The sequence below is a fragment of the Pelagibius litoralis genome (genome assembly GCF_011683915.1).
Classification (GTDB): domain Bacteria; phylum Pseudomonadota; class Alphaproteobacteria; order Kiloniellales; family Kiloniellaceae; genus Pelagibius; species Pelagibius litoralis.
The window spans coordinates 330969-348736 of sequence record NZ_JAAQPH010000003.1; the positions used below are offsets into that span (position 1 = coordinate 330969).

The following is a 17768-nucleotide window of genomic DNA, read 5'->3' on the forward strand; positions in this document are numbered from 1 at the left end:
CCACCGCCACGGCGCAGTTCATTAGGGGCAATCTTGCGGCCAAGCCGCCTCCATTCCGCCGCAAAGGCCGGCTTTTCCCGGGGATAGCCGCGGAAATCCTCACTCAAACGTCAAGGTTCGCCACTTCCAGCGCATGCTGTTGTATGAACTCGCGGCGCGGTTCCACCACATCTCCCATCAGCGTCGAGAAGACGTCTTCCGCCTGGTCGGTATGGGCGACCCGCACCTGCAGAAGGGCCCGCACATTGGGGTCGAGCGTGGTTTCCCAAAGCTGTTCCGGGTTCATCTCGCCCAGGCCCTTATAGCGGGCAAGGCTGACGCCCTTGCGGCCCAGTTCGAAGATGGCGTTGACCAGGCTGATCGGCCCGGTGATCCGGAAAGATTTGTCTTTTGCCGTCAGCGTAGAGTGGAGGGCAAAGGCGTCCTGCAGCTCTGCCGCCATCTCATCGAGCCGCCGGGCCTCGCTGGAACGCAGCAGCGGCCCGTCGATCACCCGCTGCTCGGTAACGCCGCGCAGGACACGGGTAAAGGTGAGGGCTTCCTCGCTCGCCTGGCCCCGCCAGCCCTTTTCATGGTCCGGCGCCAGGGCGTCCAGCCGGGTTGCGATGTATCCCGCAGCCTGCTCCGCCTGAACAGCATCCGTCAGAATGTCCGGGTTCAGCACGCCGGCAATGGCGACCTGTTCGATCAGGTTCGCGTTGCCGACCCTGCGGATCAGGGGATCCATCAGGTGCTTGGCGCGGACCGCCACTTCCACCAGCCTGGAAAGGTCGGCGCCAGCCATCTGTCCCTCGTTGGGCAGACCAAGCACTGAATCCTTCACCCCGTTGCCGATCAGGTAGGCCTCCATCTCGCGGTCGTCTTTCAGATAGCGCATGGAATCGCCGCGCTTGGCGCGATAGAGCGGCGGCTGGGCGATATAGAGATGGCCGCGCGCCACAAGCTCCGGCATCTGCCGAAAAAAGAACGTGAGCAGCAGGGTGCGGATGTGACTGCCGTCGACATCGGCGTCGGTCATGATGATGATCTTGTGGTAACGCAGCTTTTCGATGTTGAACTCGTCACGCCCGATCCCGGTGCCGAGCGCCGTGATCAGGGTGCCGATTTCCTGGGAGGACAGCATCTTGTCGAAACGCGCCCGTTCCACGTTCAGGATCTTGCCGCGCAGGGGAAGAATGGCCTGGTTGCGCCGTTCGCGCCCCTGCTTGGCGGAGCCGCCGGCCGAATCGCCCTCGACGATGAAAAGTTCGGAAAGCGCGGGATCGCGCTCCTGGCAGTCGGCCAGCTTGCCGGGCAGGGAGCTGATGTCCAGCGCGCCCTTGCGCCGCGTCAGCTCGCGCGCCTTGCGCGCCGCTTCGCGGGCGGCGGCGGCCTCGACAACCTTACCGACGATGCGCCGCGCCTCCTGCGGATGCTCCTCGAAGAACTGGCCGAGCCGCTCGTTCACCACCGATTCGACAATGGGCCGCACCTCAGAGGAGACCAGCTTGTCCTTGGTCTGACTGGAGAATTTCGGATCCGGCACCTTCACCGAAAGCACACAGGTCAGCCCCTCGCGCGCATCGTCGCCGGTCAGCGAGACTTTTTCCTTCTTCATCAGGCCTGAAGAGGTGGCATAGGCGTTGATCTGGCGGGTCAGGGCGGCCCGGAAACCGGCCAGATGGGTGCCGCCGTCGCGCTGGGGAATGTTGTTGGTGAAGCAGAGCACGGTCTCGTGATAGCTGTCGGTCCACTGCATCGCGACTTCGACGGATACGCCGTCACGCTCCGCCGACACACTGACCGGCGGCTCGAAGAGCGCGGTTTTCGTGCGGTCGAGATAGTCGACAAAGGCAAGCAGGCCACCTTCGTAATGCAGCTCGATCTCCTTGGCCTCGGCGCTGCGCGCATCGGTCAGCGTGAGACGTACACCGGAGTTCAGGAAAGCCAGCTCCCGCAGGCGGTGTTCCAGCGTCGCCGCGTCGTACTCCGTCATCGTGAAGGTGCCGGTCGACGGCAGGAAGGTGATCTCCGTACCCGTACGGTCGCCGGCATCGCCGACATCGGCCAGCGGCGCTTCCGCCTCGCCGTGGACAAAGCGCATGGTATGTTCGCGCCCGCTGCGCCGGATGGTGAGCTGCAGCCACTGGCTGAGCGCGTTCACCACCGAAACGCCGACGCCGTGCAGACCGCCGGAAACCTTGTAGGAGTTCTGGTCGAATTTTCCACCGGCATGCAGCTGGGTCATGATGACCTCGGCGGCGGAAACGCCTTCTTCCGTGTGGATGTCGACGGGAATGCCGCGCCCGTTGTCGGAGACGGTAACCGAACCGTCGCCGTTCAGGGTGACCGCCACGGTATCGCAATATCCCGCCAGGGCTTCGTCGATCGCGTTGTCGACCACCTCGTAGACCATGTGGTGCAGGCCCGAGCCGTCGTCGGTGTCGCCGATGTACATGCCCGGCCGTTTGCGTACGGCCTCCAGGCCGCGCAACACCTTGATCGATTCCGCACCGTAGTCGGCATCGTCCTGCTGCGGATTATGGACTGTCGAGGTTTCGTCGCTTGTGCTCATGGGACTCTAATTCTCAATGTGTCGAACGGCGGGTCGGCCGGCTTGCGCGCTAAAGATCATTGTGACCCTGCCTGGCGCGGCCGGATGCCGCCGTCCTGAATGGTGAAAAACTGCGCTTCGCCCTCAAGGCTTTTGAAATCCGCGGCATCGGTGCCGGTCAGCCAGGCCTGGGCCCGCATATCCAGGATCTCCCGATACAGCGCCGCGCGGCGCTCGGCATCCAGATGCGCCGCCACCTCGTCGAGCAGCAGCAGGGGCGGCGAGCCGCGCTCCAGGGCCTGAAGGCGCGCATGGGCCAGCAGAATGGCGATCAGCAGGGCCTTCTGTTCGCCGGTCGAGCAAAGGGCGGCGGCGACACCCTTGGCGGCATGTTGCGCCGCAAGATCGCTGCGGTGCGGCCCGACCGCGGCGCCGCCGGCCTCCGCATCCTGCCTACGGCTCTCCGCCAGACGCTCACGCATCAGGTCTTCGACCGTCAGGGCCGGGTGGCCTTCGCCGAGCCACTGCTCGACCGTGCCTTCCAGCGCCAGCCGGGCTTTGGGGAAAGGGCCGTCAGCCGCATCGCAGGCGTGCTGCAGCCGCTCCACCATGGTCAGGCGGGCGTCCGCAATGGCGACCCCGTGGCGGGCCATGCTGTCCTCCAGCGCATCGAACCAGACTTTGTCGCCACGTCCGCTCTTCAACAGACGCGCCCGTTCCCGCAGGGCGTGCTCATAGGCGTTGCTGCGCGCCGAGTGCTCCGGGTCGAAGCCGTAGACCAGGCGGTCCAGAAAACGCCGCCGGCCGCCGGCGCTGTCGCGGAACAGGCCATCCATCTGCGGCGTCAGCCAGACCATCGAAAGAACCTCGGCCAGGGCCTGCTGGCCCCGCGCCACCGCGCCGTCGATCTTCACCAGCCGGCGTTCGCGCCCGGAAGCGCCCTCGCCGTTGCCCGGGTCGCGGCCGCTGCCGAGGTCGCGCGGTCCCTCCGGGGTCGTCACGCCGGCGGCAACTGCCCAGGCCGTCGCCGCACCGCCGGCTTCATCTGCCGGCGCGATGCGGTCGACTTCGCTCAGCTTGGCGCCGCGCAGGCCGCGACCCGGCGACAGGAACGAGATTGCTTCCAGAAGATTGGTCTTGCCGGCACCGTTGGCCCCGGTCAGCACGACAGGCGCCGCGGCAATCTCCAGCTCGGCAGACTGGTAGCTGCGGAATTCATGCACCAGAAGCCGATGAATCCACACGCCCGCCTCAGATCGGTCCGGCAACACGGCTGCGGGCTCCGCATCGCCAAAGGCGGCAGAGCTCAACAAGGGCGCACGAAGCAGGGGCGACGCCGGGCAAGTCCGTTCAAGCGACGCGCCATCACACCCTCATCGGCATCAGCACATAGAGCGCGCTGGGGTCGGCAACCTCGCGCACGATGGTCGGCGAGGCCGCATCGGCCATGGTGAACTGCGCCGCATCGCCCTCGATCTGCTGTGCGATATCCAGGAGGTAGCGGGAATTGAAACCGATCTCGATGCCTGAGCCGTCGTAGTCGATTTCCAGCTCTTCCACCGCCGTACCGTTTTCGGGACTGTTGGCCGAGAGGGTCAGGGCCCCCTTGTCGACGGCCATCTTTACCGCCCGGCTCTTTTCCGTCGAGATGGTCGAAACCCGGTCCACCGCCTCGGCAAAGCTCTTGCAGTCGACTTCCAGAACCTTGTCGTTGCCCGCGGGAATCACCCGCTCGTAGTCCGGGAAGGTCCCGTCGATCAACTTGGAGGTCAACACCGTCGAGGCGAAAGCGAAACGGATCTTGGTGTCCGAAAGCGCAATTTCCACCGGATCGTCCATACCCTCGACCAGGCGCCTCAGCTCGCCCACGGTCTTGCGCGGCACGATAACCCCCGGCATGTCCTTGGCGGCATCCGGCAGAGGCATCTCGACCCGCGCCAGGCGATGGCCGTCGGTCGCAACGGCGCGCAGCACCGACAGCTCGTTGCTGGCGGCGGCATGCAGGTAGATCCCGTTCAGGTAGTAGCGCGTCTCCTCGGTCGAGATGGCAAAGCGCGTCCGGTCGATGAGGGTCTTCAACTCGCTCGCCTGCAGGGTAAAGCCCTGCGGCAGGTCGTCGCCGGAGGTGGCGGGGAAGTCTTCGCGCGGCAGGGTCGCCAGGGTGAAGACCGAGCGCCCGGCCTGTAGCGTCAGACGCGAGTCGTCGCCCGCCGTCTCGATCGAGACCTGCGCACCTTCAGGCAGTTTGCGGACGATGTCATAGAGCGTATGGGCCGGCGCCGTGGTGGCGCCCGGCTGGCCGACTTCCGCCGCCAGCTTATCGACCACCGTCAGGTCCATATCGGTGGCGGTCAGCGAGAGCGCAGCCCCCTCCGCTTCGATCAGGACGTTGGAGAGGATGGGAATGGTGTTGCGGCGCTCGACAACGCTTTGCACGTGGGTCAGCGATTTGAGGAGCGCGGCGCGTTCTATGGTCAGCTTCATGGTGCGATGCTAAGCCTTCAGGCGTTGGTGGTGATCATAATCTCGGTGCAGCTTCTTGGTGCTTTTCAGCCTTCGATGTGGAGCTCTTGGATCGACGCTCGCGCGGCCCTTCCGCCCTGCCTCGCGCCAGATCATGGCAGGAACAGTCCGGACCCATCAGCACCGCCCGCAGGCACACCGAAAAGCGTCCCCGCAGTGCGGTCGCGGAGTATAGCATGGAAGGCAGAAAACGTAAGCTTTAAGCACGGTTGGCCGGGCCCGGCCGGCGACAGCCCCGGGAACCGTAAAGACAGCCGCTAAGCGACTCATTTGGCTGGCTTTTCTACCGTGAAAACACGCCGCCAGCCCGGCCGGTCAGGCCTCCAGCATACGGCGCAGCAGCTCGACGTCCTCGGCAAAGCCGGAATCGGTTGCTTTCAGCTCTTCAACCTTGCGCACCGCGTGCATGACGGTGGTGTGGTCGCGCCCCCCGAACTTGCGCCCGATCTCCGGCAAAGAGCGGGAGGTCAGCTGCTTGGAGAGATACATGGCGACCTGACGCGGCCGGGCCACGGCCCGGGCACGCCGCGCCGAGTGCATGTCCGCGACCCTGACGTTGAAATGAGCCGAAACCCGTTTTTGGATCTCTTCGATGGTGACCCGCCGGTCGTTTGCCCGCAACAGGTCGTGCAGCACTTCCTGGGTGTTCTCCAGGGTGATCGGCCGCCCCACCAGGGTGCCGTGCGCCACAATACGGTTCAGGGCACCCTCCAACTCGCGCACATTGGAGGTAATCTTGTGCGCCAGGAACTCCAGCACCTTGACCGGTATGTCCAGCGAAGACTGTTCGGCCCGCGCCTGCAGGATGCCGAGGCGCAGCTCATAGGTCGTCGGGTGAATGTCGGCCACCAGGCCCCAGCCGAGGCGCGAGCGCATACGCTCCTCAACCCCTTCAAGATCGCTGGGGCTCTTGTCGGCCGAGATGACGACCTGGCGGTTCTGATCGACCAGGGCATTGAAGGTATGGAAGAACTCTTCCTGGGTCGCTTCCCGGCCGCCGATGAACTGAACGTCATCGATCATGAGAACGTCGACCGAACGGAACTGCTCTTTGAAGGCCATGGTGTCTTTCGTCCGCAGCGCGCGGACGAACTGATACATGAACTTCTCCGCCGAGAGATAGATGATCCTGCGCTCAGGCGTCTGCTTCTTGATGTGCAGACCGATCGCATGCATCAGGTGGGTCTTGCCCAGCCCGACGCCGCCATACAGAAACAGCGGATTGAACGGCGCCGTCGGCGCCTCGGCAATCCGTCGCGCAGCCGCGTAGGCAAGCTCGTTCGGCTTGCCGACGACGAAGTTCTCAAAGGTCAGGCGTGGATCCAATGAAGCGGAGATCCTTTCGCGCGCCGCCGCTGCGGATTCGCTATCCTGCGAAACAGAGTACGACGAAACAGAGGGTGCCGTGTTGATTGCCCGCGCCGCATTGCCCGCGAAAGAAGCGGCCGTCTTGCCCGTGGCACAGGCCTCATCGCCGGAGCCGCCCAGCATGGCATCGCCGGCGCTGGGTTTCGGCGAAGGACGCGCCGGCGGCTGCACGACAATTTCAATTCCAGCAATTGAAGGGTCCTCTTCGGACCAGAGCACGTCGAGTCGCGCCGCATAATTGCTGGCAACCCAATCGCGCATGAAACGCGTCGGCACGGCCAGACGAAGTTTGCCGTTACGCGCACCGGCCAAGGTCAAAGGTGTCAACCAGGATCGGTACGCCGCTTCACCGACTTCTGAACGCAGCCGTCCGCGAACGCGCGCCCATTGTTCAATGACAGTCGCCTCGCCGTCACCAGAACCCATCTAAAACTTCCCCCCAAACAGCGTGTTGCTCAACGACCTTGAATCAGTACCACGCTCTTCCGAGAGGTAATTCGGCGCGACAGCACAAACATCATCCATGACGTGGTTAGCAACCTCGTTTGCATTTAGTTGTTCAAGGTATCGGCTTGAAAGGGGCCCCAAGAGCCAGGCGGGTTGGAAAAAAACAATATGGCTCCAGCGAAACACGCACCCACACCGCTTGTGCGGTTTTGTTAATAATCAATTGTGGGAATTACTTGTTATGCGCGACTAATTACTTTGCTTTTTCCTAATTCTTCTTACTCAGAACCCCCAAGCGCGATACAGTTAATGTACGCGCATAGACTTCAGGTGACAAGCGGATCGAATAGAGAACGACACTTTTTTTACGGCCAAGGCGCATCTGCAACACTGCGACAACGCGTAGCCTGGGCTCGCTTCAATTTGAATCAAAAATGAAAAGTGAATCAGGCTCCGCTTCAACAGGTTAGAGGACGATCATTGTGGATCGCTTCGACCAAGAACGATTGCGCTCTGTCGGAAATCACTTAAACGGCAAACACCCCGGCGTCTCGAATCCCGATCAGGTGTCTTGAATCCGAAATTCGCTTCGCAAAAAAAATTACGCAATAGGAAACCGTGCGTGATGCCAGCGTAGGTTCCAATCATTTGCGGCAAATGCGAAGGGCGGTAAAGAAGGTCTGTTGCTTTGTCGGTCGACCAAGCCGAGCCAACTGCATCAAACCGAACACGTCGTTTCATTGGTCTCGCTTGTCGTCACGCATCCGGACGACATGCGTTCCACGCTCGTTCGATAATCGCCATCGAAACACGCGCTGCCGTTTGCCGAACCAACAAAGCACCGCTGGCGACTGGAACTAAAACAGGCGACGGAATTCAAAACGGTCGGGATGCGCGGTCAGAATGTACGACAGCACGAGAACACGAAAACCGCGCCCCCCATTCGGAAGGCGCGGCATTTTTTCCGGTCCCGGCTTTCGCCGGGCGGCGAAGCTGGTTCAGCCGATCGCTTTGACGCGCGCGGAGAGGCGCGAAAGTCTGCGGGCGACCGTATTCTTATGCAGCACGCCGCCACGGACGCCGCGATGCATTTCCGGCTGCGCTTCGCGCAGGGCGTTCTGGGCCGCTTCCTTGTTGCCGCTGGAAATCGCCGTTTCCACTGCCTTCACGAAGGTGCGGATACGACTGACCCGCCGGCGGTTGATTTCCGCCCGGCGGTCGTTGCGGCGGATCCGCTTCTTGGCCGACTTATGATGTGCCATAGCTCTGTATTACGTTCTCACTGTATGAGGAAGGCGGGGTTATAGACCCCCGCCTCCGCCTCGTCAAGCCGAGTCAGCAGGTCTATTTGACCTGGGAATCAGCGGTTTTTCCAGGCTGGCGCCCGCTTTTCGGCAAAGGCGGCCATACCCTCTTTCTGATCCTCCAGCGCAAAGGTGGCATGGAACAGGCGGCGTTCGAACTTAACGCCCTCGGCCAGGGTCGTCTCAAAGGCCCGGTTGACGGCCTCCTTAGCCATCAGGACGACCGGTCGCGACAGCCCGGCGATCTTGCGCGCCGTCTTCATCGCCTCCTCCTGCAGCTCCGCCGCCGGAACCACCCGGGCGACCAGTCCGGCGCGCTCGGCCTCTTCGGCGTCCATCATGCGGCCGGTCAGGCAAAGCTCCATCGCCTTGGATTTGCCGACGAAGCGCGTCAGGCGCTGGGTGCCGCCGGAACCGGGAATGGTGCCGATGGTAATCTCCGGCTGACCGAACTTGGCCGTGTCGGCCGCCAGGATGAAATCGCACATCATCGCAATCTCGCAACCGCCGCCCAGGGCATAGCCGGCCACCGCGGCGATCACCGGCTTGCGGGTCTGCGACAGACGTTCCCACCCTTTCGTGATGAAGTCCTCGCCGTAGGCCTGCTGGAAGGTCTTGTCCTTCATCTCCTTGATGTCGGCACCGGCAGCGAAGGTTTTTTCAGAACCGGTCACCAGGATGCAGCCGATGGCATCGTCGCTTTCCAGATCATCAAGGGCGATGCCCATCTCGTCGATCAGCGCCGCGCAGAGGGCGTTCAACGCCTTGGGCCTGTGAAGGGTGATCACCCCGACGCCGTCTTGCTTTTCCAGGATGATGTTCTCAAAGGTCATCGACCGCGGTCCTTTCATACTGTTTGAATTATTGCCTGCCGCGGGCCGGCCGCGGCGGATCGGCTATTGGGGGGACAGGCGAAACTGCACGGTCACGCCGCCAGACGCCCCGGTCAACGTCAGTTGCAGGCGCTCGCCTTCACGCAGGTAGTCGCCGTCTGCGCCTCTCTGCCAACCCAGCTCCGGAAGCGTCTTGTCATAAAATGACATGACCTGGCCTTCGCTCACCGGGCCGGCGGCATAGGCCTCGACGATGCGCCCCCCGGGCTTGTCGAAGATCAGACCGCTGTCCGGCATCTCTTCAAGGCCCGGCATCAGCGGCAGGTCGGCAACGCCGGCGACAAAGCCTGATGCATCCTGGGCGGCCAGCGGCAGCGCGGTGCCGATCCACGTCAGGGCGACAAGGAAAACGGCGAAAAGGCGGGCTGGAGGAAAACCGGTCATGCGGTTGTCTACCTTAGCGCTGGCGCCGGGCACAATAAAAAGTCGAGCGGCCACTCTGCACGAGGCGGGCAATGCCGCCGCTGCGGCCGGGATCGCAGTCGCAACCCGGACAGGCCTCACCCTCGCGGCCATAAACCGCCCATTCATGCTGGAAATAGCCCAGTTCCCCATCGGCCTGCACATAATCGCGCAGCGACGAGCCGCCGGCTTCGATGGCGCGGGTCAGAACCTGGCGGACCGCGGCGGCCAGACGCTCCGCGCGGCCGCCCTGAACCGTATAGGCCTGGCGCCGCGGCGAGAGGCCGGCCAGGAAAAGCGCCTCGCAGACATATATATTGCCCAGGCCGGCGACCACCCGCTGGTCCAGCAGGGCCGCCTTGATCGGCGAGCGCTTGCCCTTCAGGGCGGCGGCCAGGCCCGGCCCGTTGAAATCGTTGCCCAACGGCTCCGGCCCCAGGTCCTTGAGCAAGGGGTGACTGTCCAGCTCGGCACCGGCAAAAAGATCCATGACACCGAAACGCCGCGCGTCGTTGAACCGGATCTCGGTTCCCTGGTCGGTCGTAAACACCACATGGTCGTGGCGGTCCAGCGGCGCCGGCGGCTGCCTGCCGGTCTTCTCGTGGATCACCATACGGCCGGACATGCCGAGGTGGCAGAGCAGCACCTGGCCGTCGTCGAGGTGCAGCAGCATGTACTTGGCGCGGCGCAGAATGCGCTCGACCTTTCGCCCGGTCAGCCGCGCGGCGAAGTTTTCCGGAAAGGGAAAGCGCAGGTTGGGGCGGCGCTGCTCAACCCGGGCCAGACGGCGCCCTTCCATCCGGGGGCGCAGGCCGCGCACCACGGTTTCGACTTCCGGCAATTCAGGCATTGGATCGTTGGTATCCAGGATTGAGGACTGTGGCGAATTGCCCCGTTGGAGGGCGCGCGGGCAGAGTAGCGCGGACGCGCCGCCCGCGCTATGGTCCGCGCGATGAACGCCAGCCCCGATTCCGACAGCCAAGATCCCGACAAGCAAGATCCCCGCGACGGCGGCGGGCGTACCCACTTCGGATTTCGCGAGGTTGCCGAGGAGGAAAAGGCCCCCTTGGTCAAAGGGCTGTTCCGCTCGGTCGCCGGCAACTACGACCTGATGAACGACCTGATGTCCGGCGGCATCCATCGCCTTTGGAAATCGACGATGATCGACTGGCTTGATCCGCGGCCGGGCATCCGGCTGCTCGATACCGCCGGCGGCACCGGGGACATCGCCTTCAAGGTCAGGGAGCGTCTGGATAACCACGCCGCGCAGGCAACCGCCGAAAGCAACATCCTGGTCTGCGACCTGACGCTGGAGATGATCGAGGTCGGGCGCGACCGCGCCCTGGACCACGGCATCTTCAAGGGGATCGACTGGATCTGCGGCGATGCCCAGCAACTGCCGCTGCCGGATTCCTCGGTCACCGCCTATACCATTGCCTTCGGCCTGAGAAACGTCACCCATATCGACCAGGCCCTGCGCGAAGCAAGGCGGGTGCTGAAACCGGGCGGGCGGTTTCTCTGCCTGGAGTTCAGCCACGTCGTGGCGCCGCTGTTCGCTGCGCTCTACGACCGTTACTCCTTTAATGTCCTGCCGGCCATGGGCGCGGCGATCGCCGGAGACCGCGATTCTTATGTCTATCTGGCGGAATCGATCCGCCGCTTCCCGCCACAGGACGAACTGGCCTCGAAGATGACCGAGGCCGGCCTGGAGAAAGTCCGCTACCGCAATCTTTCCGGAGGGATCGCCGCCATCCATTCCGGCTGGCGGATCTAGGGCCAGCTTTACATGCTACGCACCCTCCGGTCCCTTCTGCGCTTCCAGCGTATCGTCCGCACCCTGGCGCGCCATGACGCCCTGGCGCCGATGGAGGAAACCGGCATCGCGCCGGGACTCGTCTGGATCGCAAGACGGTTTTCCCGCCGCGCGGCCAAGGGCCGGCCCGGCCAGAAACTGGCGCGCGCCCTGGCCGAGATGGGCCCCAGCTTCATCAAGCTCGGCCAGATGCTCTCGACCCGCGCCGATCTGGTCGGCGAACAGGTCGCCCAGGACCTGGCGGAGCTGCAGGACAGCCTGGCGCCCTTCGATGCCGCACTCGCCCGCCAGACCATCGAGGACGAATTCGGTCAGCCGCCGGAGGCGCTCTTCACCAGTTTCGACAACGCACCGATCTCCGCCGCCTCCATCGCCCAGGTTCATCTGGCCAGCGTGAAGGAGGCCGCCCCGGCGGTTGCGCAACCGCCGGAAAACGACGCTGAGGACACGCAGCCCGCAACGCCGACACCCGAAGAACGGCCCGTCGCCGTGAAGATCCTGCGCCCGGGGATCGAGAAGGCTTTCGAGCGCGACCTGGAGTTCCTCTACTGGCTGGCGGAATGGGCGCTGCGCGCACAACCCAAGCTGAAGCGCTTCAAGCCGATGGACGTGGTCCAGGTCTTCGAGACCACCGTCCGACTGGAAATGGATCTGCGCATGGAAGGCGCCGCCGCCTCCGAGCTGGCGGAGAACTTCGAGGGCGACACGACCTACAGCGTGCCGGCCATCGACTGGCAGCGCAGCTCGCGCCGGGTGCTCACCATGTCGCGGGTCAGCGGCATTCCCCTGGACGACCGCGACGCCCTGATCGCCGCCGGCCACGATGTGCAGGAGGTGCTTACCAAAGCCGCCGGCATCTTCTTCAACCAGGTGTTCCGCGACGGCTTCTTTCACGGCGACCAGCACCCGGGCAACATGTTCGTCGACCGCGACGGCAACATCCTGGCGGTCGACTTCGGCATCATGGGGCGCCTCGACTGGCGCACCCGGCGGCATCTGGCCGACATGCTGATCGCCACCCTGCAGGGCGACTACCACCGTCTGGCCCAGGTCTATATGGAAGCCGGCTACCTGCCGCAGCGCCATGCGCTGGACGTCTTCGCCCAGGCCCTGCGCTCGGTCTGCGAGCCGATTGCCGGGCGGCCGCTGAACGAGATCTCCTTCGCCCGGCTGCTGGCCCAACTGCTGCGTCTCACCGAATCCTTCGAGCTGCCGGTGCAGCCGCAGTTGCTGCTGCTGCAGAAAAACATGCTGATGGCCGAAGGGGTCAGCCGCAGCCTCGACCCCTCGCTGAACATCTGGTCCCTGGCCCAGCCGCTGATCGACGCCTGGATGCGCGAAAACCGCGGCCCCGAAGCGCGGCTGCGCGAAACCGTGGAAGACGTTCTCCATACCCTCAGGCGCCTGCCGGCCGTGGCCGACAATCTGGACCGGGCGACGCAGGAACTGGCCGCCGGGCGAATCGGCCTGCACCCGGACACCCTGCAGAAGATATCCCAGCGCCAGGCCAGCGCTTTTGCCCGCTGGGCCCTGCTGATCGCCGTCGCCGCCCTGATTCTCGCTGCCACGGCAGCATTTTAGGGCCCCTTTGCGCAGCCGGACGCCGCAGTGCCCAGCCTTTCTTTTATCAAGCGGCGACGCCGCCTTCTTGCCAGAACCGGGGGGAAGGCTTACCTTATCTACAACGCTAAACCGTGAAATCTGGAATAACCGACGTGTTGACCGGTAAACGGGTTCTTCTCATCGTCTCCGGCGGGATCGCCGCCTATAAGTCGCTGGATCTGATCCGGCGTCTGCGCGAGCGTGGTGCCGCCGTGCGCTGCATTCTCACCAAAGCCGGTGCGGAATTCGTGACGCCGCTGTCGCTGGCCGCCCTCAGCGAGGACAAGGTCTACGGCGAGCTGTTTTCGCTGACCGACGAGGCGGAGATGGGCCACATCCAGCTTTCCCGCGATGCCGACCTGCTGGTGGTCGCCCCGGCCTCCGCCGACCTGCTGGCCAAGATGACCCACGGGCGGGCCGACGATCTGGCCTCCACCGCCCTGCTGGCTACCGACAAGCCGGTGCTGGCGGCGCCGGCGATGAACGTGCGCATGTGGGACCATCCGGCAACCCGGGCCAATCTGGCGCTGTTGAAGGAGCGCGGCGTCCTGACCGTCGGCCCCAACGAGGGCGACATGGCCTGCGGCGAATACGGATTCGGGCGCATGGCCGAGCCGATGGAGATCCTGGCCGCCATCGAAGCGGCCCTGGACGGGGCAGCAACGGCGTCCGGCGGCGCCGGCCCCCTCAGCGGCCTGCGCGCCCTAGTGACCAGCGGACCGACCCACGAGCCGATCGACCCGGTGCGCTATATCGCCAACCGTTCCTCCGGCCGCCAGGGCCACGCCATCGCCACCGCGCTGGCCCGCCAGGGCGCCGAGACCACCCTGGTTTCCGGGCCCAGCCAGCTGCCCGATCCGCCGGGCCTGAAGACCCTGCACGTCCAGACCGCCGAGGAAATGCTGGCGGCCTGCCAGACCTCCCTGCCGGTGGAGATCGCGGTCTGCGCCGCCGCCGTGGCCGACTGGCGCTCTGCCGCCCCGGCGCAGCAGAAAATGAAAAAGAACGGCGCCCCGGCAGCGCTGGAACTGACCGCCAACCCGGATATCCTGGCCGAACTGTCAAAGGCCGGCAGCCTGCGCCCCAGCCTGGTGATCGGCTTTGCCGCCGAGACCGAAAACGTGGTGGCGCAGGCCCGGGAGAAACTGGCGCGCAAAGGCTGCGACTGGATTCTCGCCAACGACGTGGCGCCGGAGAGCGGTACCTTCGGCGGCGAAAACAATCAGATCAACCTGATCCGCGCCGAGGGTGTCGAACCCTGGCCGCAGATGACCAAAGTGGCGGTGGCCGAGCGCCTCTGCCGGGAAATCGCCGCAACGCTCGGACGCTGAGCCGCAGAACCGAAAAAGAAACGAGTAAAAAGACCGCCATGATCGCCAAGACAGACATCGCCGCCACGGAAATGACCGACCCCCCCCTTATCGACAACCCCGGCCTTGCCGTCGCCGTCAAGCGCCTGGACCACGCCGCCGACCTGCCGCTGCCGGCCTATGCCACGGCGGATTCCGCCGGCATGGACCTGCTGGCCGCGGTGGCGGAGGATCTGGTGCTGGCCCCCGGCGAGCGCCGCCTGGTCCCCACCGGCATCGCCATCGCCCTGCCGCCGGGCAGCGAAGCCCAGGTGCGCCCGCGTTCCGGCCTTGCCTTGAAACACGGCCTGACGGTGCTGAACGCGCCGGGCACCATCGACGCCGACTATCGCGGCGAAGTCGGCGTGGTGCTGATCAACCTGGGCCAGGAGCCCTTTACCGTGACCCGCGGCAGCCGCATCGCCCAGATGGTGGTGGCGCGTTACGCGCGGGTCGCCTGGCGCCCCTCGGAGGATCTGGAGGCCAGCGCCCGCGGCGCCGGCGGCTTCGGCTCAACAGGTATCGGCGGCCAGGCCGTCGCCAAAGCCGAGTAGGGGGCGGCCGGGCGATGTTGAGGCTTTCAAAGAAACTGCTCTTCGCCATCGAGGCGGTGGTCGACATCGCCTATCACGCCGGGGCCGGGCCGGTGCGCTCGACCGATATCTCACGCCGCCAGGGCATCCCGCGCCGCTACCTGGAGCAGGTACTGCAGCAGCTTGTGCATCACAACATCCTGGCCGGCCAGCGGGGGCCAAAGGGTGGTTACCGCCTGGCGCGGGAGCGAAGACGCATATCGGTGGGCGAGATCATCCGCATCGTGCGCAAGCTGGAAGGCACCGCCGACCCGGCCAACGAGCCCGATGGATCGGAAATCGGCGTCAAGGTGGTGCGGCCGATCTGGATCGACATGCAGCTTCAGATGATGACGCACCTCGACAACCTGACGATCGAGCAGCTCTGCGAGCGGGCGCGCGAACGCGGCATCATCAGCGAAGCCAAATCCATTCCCGACTTCACGATCTAGGCGGCACGACCCAGTATATGGAAACAGGCAAGGCGAGCGCGGCACAACAGGCCGACAACGACGACGCGGCGGCTAACGCTGCGGGAAAACCCGGTGCCGGTGAGCCCTGCGAGTTCCGCGGCCGCATCTACGATTCGATCCTGGAGACCGTCGGCGCGACCCCGCTGATCCGCGTGCCCAAGCTGGCCGCGGCCCACGGCGCGGTCGCCGAGGTGGCCGGCAAGTGCGAGTTCTTCAACCCGCTGAATTCGGTGAAGGACCGCATCGGCCTTTCCATGGTCGAGGCGCTGGAGGCCGACGGACGCCTGGGCCCGGAAGGGGTGATCGTGGAGCCGACCAGCGGCAACACCGGCATCGCCCTGGCCTTCGTCTGCGCCGCCAAGGGCTACCGCCTGATCCTCACCATGCCGGAGACCATGTCGGTCGAGCGCCGCAAGATGCTGCGCCTGCTGGGCGCCGAACTGGTGCTGACCGACGGCGCCAAGGGCATGAACGGCGCCGTCGCCAAGGCCGAGGAAATCCTCGCCAAACACCCCGGCGCGGTGATGCCCCAGCAGTTCAACAACCCGGCCAACCCGGACATCCATTTCCGCACCACGGCGGAGGAGATCTGGCGCGACAGCGGCGGGCGCGTCGATGCCGTGGTCTCAGGCGTCGGCACCGGCGGCACCCTGACCGGGATCGCCGCCGCCCTGAAGGCCAGGAAAGACGGCTTCCGCATGATCGCGGTGGAGCCGGAGGACAGCCCGGTCCTCTCCGGCGGCCAGGCCGGCCCCCACAAGATCCAGGGCATCGGCGCCGGCTTCATCCCCGGCAACCTGCGAACCTCACTGATCGACGAGGTCGTGCGCATCGGCAACGACACCGCCTTTCGCACCGCGCGGGAGGCCGCGGCCCTGGAAGGCCTGCCGGTCGGCATCTCCTCCGGCGCCGCGCTCGCCGCCGCCCTGGAAATCGGCAGCCGTCCGGAAATGAAGGGCAAGCTGATCGTCGCCATCCTGCCCTCCTTCGCCGAACGCTACCTCTCGACCGATCTCTTCGAGGGAATGTAGGGGAAGTCCCCCTCACCCTCCCGCTACGCCTCTGGCTTGGCGAGGCAGAGGCCGGCGCCGCCGCTTGCATCGGCGTCGATGAACAGCAGGCCGGCGGAAACGAAGACGAGGCGCAGCAGCCGGGCCGTGGCCGGCTTCAGGGCGCAGTGGCCGAGTTCGAAGTTGCAGAGGGTGATGTAGTGGACGCCACTGCGTTCGGCGAGATCCTCGCGGCTCCACTGCAGCATGGCCCGGGCCGCCCGGCACTGCAGGCCGGTGATCCGGGCCGGCTCCGGCGGTGAAGGGTAGCCGCCGGGGGCGCTGTGGTTGAGCGCAGGCGAATCCGTGATAAGGGTAGTTTCAGCCATGGCCGGACTCCTGTTAAGTCTGGTTGTGGTCAGGCGCGGGCGGGGTGTTGCTGCACCCCCTCGCGCCGTTTGTTGGTCGCAGTCCATTGCTCCAGATCACCTGAAGCGATAGATTGCGGTACTTACTAGACTAACATAGCAAATTTTTTGCTATTGTCAGCAAAAATATGGCGCCTCTGAATATGAGCCTCAAGACACGGGCACAACTCCGCGCGGCCCGCGCCCTGCTGGACTGGACCCAAAGCGATCTCGCCGAACGCTGCGGTCTTACGTCGCGCAGTATCCACCGACTGGAAGATGGCGACGGCATTCTTGCGACCAAGGTCGAAACGCTGCACAAGCTCCAGGCCGCGCTGGAAGCGGCAGGCGTGATCTTCATCCCCGCCAACGGCGGCGGCTCCGGCGTGCGCCTGCGCGAGGACTGACGGGTCACCACACCCAACCGCCCTACTCGGGCTTGACCCGAGTATCCATGGGAGGGGCAAAGTCGGACCCCTCCCACGAAGGCTCCAGCGAGCGGCACCATGGACCCTCGGGACAAGCCCGAGGGTGACGCGGGGAGTGGCTGGACTGGACGCCACAAAACACAATCGTCACGCTTGGGCTTGTCCCGAGCATCCATGGTAGGGGCAAATCCGAACCCTTCCGGCTGGCGTTCCTGCAGCGGCCAGATGGACCCTCGGGACAAGCCCGAGGGTAACGGGGAGAGTGGCTGGAGTGGACGCCACAAAACACAATCGTCATGCTTGGGCTTGTCCCGAGCATCCATGGTAGGGGCAAATCCGAACCCTTCCGGCTGGCGTTCCTGCAGCGGCCAGATGGACCCTCGGGTCAAGCCCGAGGGTGACGCGGGGAGTGGCTGGACTGGACGCCACAAAACACAATCGTCACGCTTGGGCTTGTCCCGAGCATCCATGGTAAGGGCAAATCCGAACCCTTCCGGCTGGCGTTCCTGCAGCGGCAAGATGGACCCTCGGGACAAGCCCACTGGTGTCCGGTTTAGATTTGGTGGACTGAGCGCACGGTGTTGATTCTACTGGTGTCCAAGCGTTTGGCGACGTCCTGGGACACGAGAAAGGAACAACACCGTGCGCCACCACAATAGCGTTTT

Annotated in this window: 16 protein-coding genes; 7 read left to right on the top strand and 9 right to left on the bottom strand. The window is 64.9% G+C overall.

The window, feature by feature from the left end:
• Positions 1 to 103: 103 nt before the first annotated feature.
• The 8 genes from gyrB to mutM all read right to left on the bottom strand — a co-directional run bounded on the left by gyrB (position 104) and on the right by mutM (position 10320).
• On the bottom strand, positions 104 to 2554 hold the full coding sequence (gene gyrB / locus HBA54_RS05865; protein WP_167222325.1) for a DNA topoisomerase (ATP-hydrolyzing) subunit B: 2451 nt from the start codon (positions 2552 to 2554) through the stop codon (positions 104 to 106).
• Between the two features lie 56 nt (positions 2555 to 2610).
• Entirely contained in the window at positions 2611 to 3777 is a 1167-nt protein-coding gene (gene recF, locus HBA54_RS05870) for a DNA replication/repair protein RecF (protein ID WP_322095980.1), read from the bottom strand.
• A 121-nt stretch (positions 3778 to 3898) separates the two neighbouring features.
• The gene (gene dnaN / locus HBA54_RS05875; RefSeq protein ID WP_167222327.1) at positions 3899 to 5017 is read right to left on the bottom strand and encodes a DNA polymerase III subunit beta; all 1119 of its coding nucleotides are present in this window, start codon (positions 5015 to 5017) and stop codon (positions 3899 to 3901) included.
• A gap of 354 nt (positions 5018 to 5371) precedes the next feature.
• The gene (gene dnaA / locus HBA54_RS05880) at positions 5372 to 6850 is read right to left on the bottom strand and encodes a chromosomal replication initiator protein DnaA (RefSeq protein WP_167222329.1); all 1479 of its coding nucleotides are present in this window, start codon (positions 6848 to 6850) and stop codon (positions 5372 to 5374) included.
• A gap of 1019 nt (positions 6851 to 7869) precedes the next feature.
• Positions 7870 to 8133 carry a 30S ribosomal protein S20 gene (gene rpsT, locus HBA54_RS05885; protein WP_167222331.1) on the bottom strand — a complete coding sequence of 88 codons (264 nt, stop codon included), beginning with the start codon at positions 8131 to 8133 and terminating at the stop codon, positions 7870 to 7872.
• Positions 8134 to 8231: 98 nt separating this feature from the next.
• Positions 8232 to 9008, bottom strand: coding sequence for an enoyl-CoA hydratase (locus HBA54_RS05890; RefSeq protein ID WP_167222333.1), 777 nt, complete (start codon positions 9006 to 9008; stop codon positions 8232 to 8234).
• Between the two features lie 63 nt (positions 9009 to 9071).
• Positions 9072 to 9452 (bottom strand): hypothetical protein, encoded by a 381-nt coding sequence (locus HBA54_RS05895; RefSeq protein ID WP_167222335.1) that lies wholly within the window; start codon positions 9450 to 9452, stop codon positions 9072 to 9074.
• 13 nt (positions 9453 to 9465) lie between these two features.
• Positions 9466 to 10320, bottom strand: a complete 855-nt coding sequence (mutM, locus tag HBA54_RS05900; protein ID WP_167222337.1) for a bifunctional DNA-formamidopyrimidine glycosylase/DNA-(apurinic or apyrimidinic site) lyase — start codon at positions 10318 to 10320, stop codon at positions 9466 to 9468.
• 102 nt (positions 10321 to 10422) lie between these two features.
• Between mutM and HBA54_RS05905 the strand changes: the two genes are divergently transcribed.
• From HBA54_RS05905 to cysK, 6 genes are all read left to right on the top strand, one after another.
• The gene (locus HBA54_RS05905) at positions 10423 to 11244 is read left to right on the top strand and encodes a class I SAM-dependent methyltransferase (RefSeq protein WP_167222339.1); all 822 of its coding nucleotides are present in this window, start codon (positions 10423 to 10425) and stop codon (positions 11242 to 11244) included.
• Between the two features lie 12 nt (positions 11245 to 11256).
• Positions 11257 to 12864, top strand: coding sequence for a 2-polyprenylphenol 6-hydroxylase (gene ubiB / locus HBA54_RS05910; protein WP_167222341.1), 1608 nt, complete (start codon positions 11257 to 11259; stop codon positions 12862 to 12864).
• Between the two features lie 134 nt (positions 12865 to 12998).
• Positions 12999 to 14216 (top strand): bifunctional phosphopantothenoylcysteine decarboxylase/phosphopantothenate--cysteine ligase CoaBC, encoded by a 1218-nt coding sequence (coaBC, locus tag HBA54_RS05915; protein ID WP_322095981.1) that lies wholly within the window; start codon positions 12999 to 13001, stop codon positions 14214 to 14216.
• A 71-nt stretch (positions 14217 to 14287) separates the two neighbouring features.
• The gene (dut, locus tag HBA54_RS05920; RefSeq protein ID WP_205944451.1) at positions 14288 to 14788 is read left to right on the top strand and encodes a dUTP diphosphatase; all 501 of its coding nucleotides are present in this window, start codon (positions 14288 to 14290) and stop codon (positions 14786 to 14788) included.
• 14 nt (positions 14789 to 14802) lie between these two features.
• Positions 14803 to 15258 (top strand): RrF2 family transcriptional regulator, encoded by a 456-nt coding sequence (locus HBA54_RS05925; RefSeq protein ID WP_167222345.1) that lies wholly within the window; start codon positions 14803 to 14805, stop codon positions 15256 to 15258.
• A 17-nt stretch (positions 15259 to 15275) separates the two neighbouring features.
• Complete coding sequence (cysK, locus tag HBA54_RS05930) at positions 15276 to 16310, top strand: cysteine synthase A (protein WP_167222347.1); 1035 nt, start codon at positions 15276 to 15278, stop codon at positions 16308 to 16310.
• Positions 16311 to 16333: 23 nt separating this feature from the next.
• Here cysK and HBA54_RS05935 read toward each other — a convergent pair whose 3' ends face one another.
• Positions 16334 to 16657: a helix-turn-helix transcriptional regulator gene (locus HBA54_RS05935; protein WP_167222349.1), complete on the bottom strand. Its 324-nt coding sequence runs from the start codon at positions 16655 to 16657 to the stop codon at positions 16334 to 16336.
• Positions 16658 to 16839: 182 nt separating this feature from the next.
• Between HBA54_RS05935 and HBA54_RS05940 the strand changes: the two genes are divergently transcribed.
• Positions 16840 to 17082 carry a helix-turn-helix transcriptional regulator gene (locus HBA54_RS05940; RefSeq protein WP_167222351.1) on the top strand — a complete coding sequence of 81 codons (243 nt, stop codon included), beginning with the start codon at positions 16840 to 16842 and terminating at the stop codon, positions 17080 to 17082.
• Positions 17083 to 17768 lie beyond the last annotated feature (686 nt).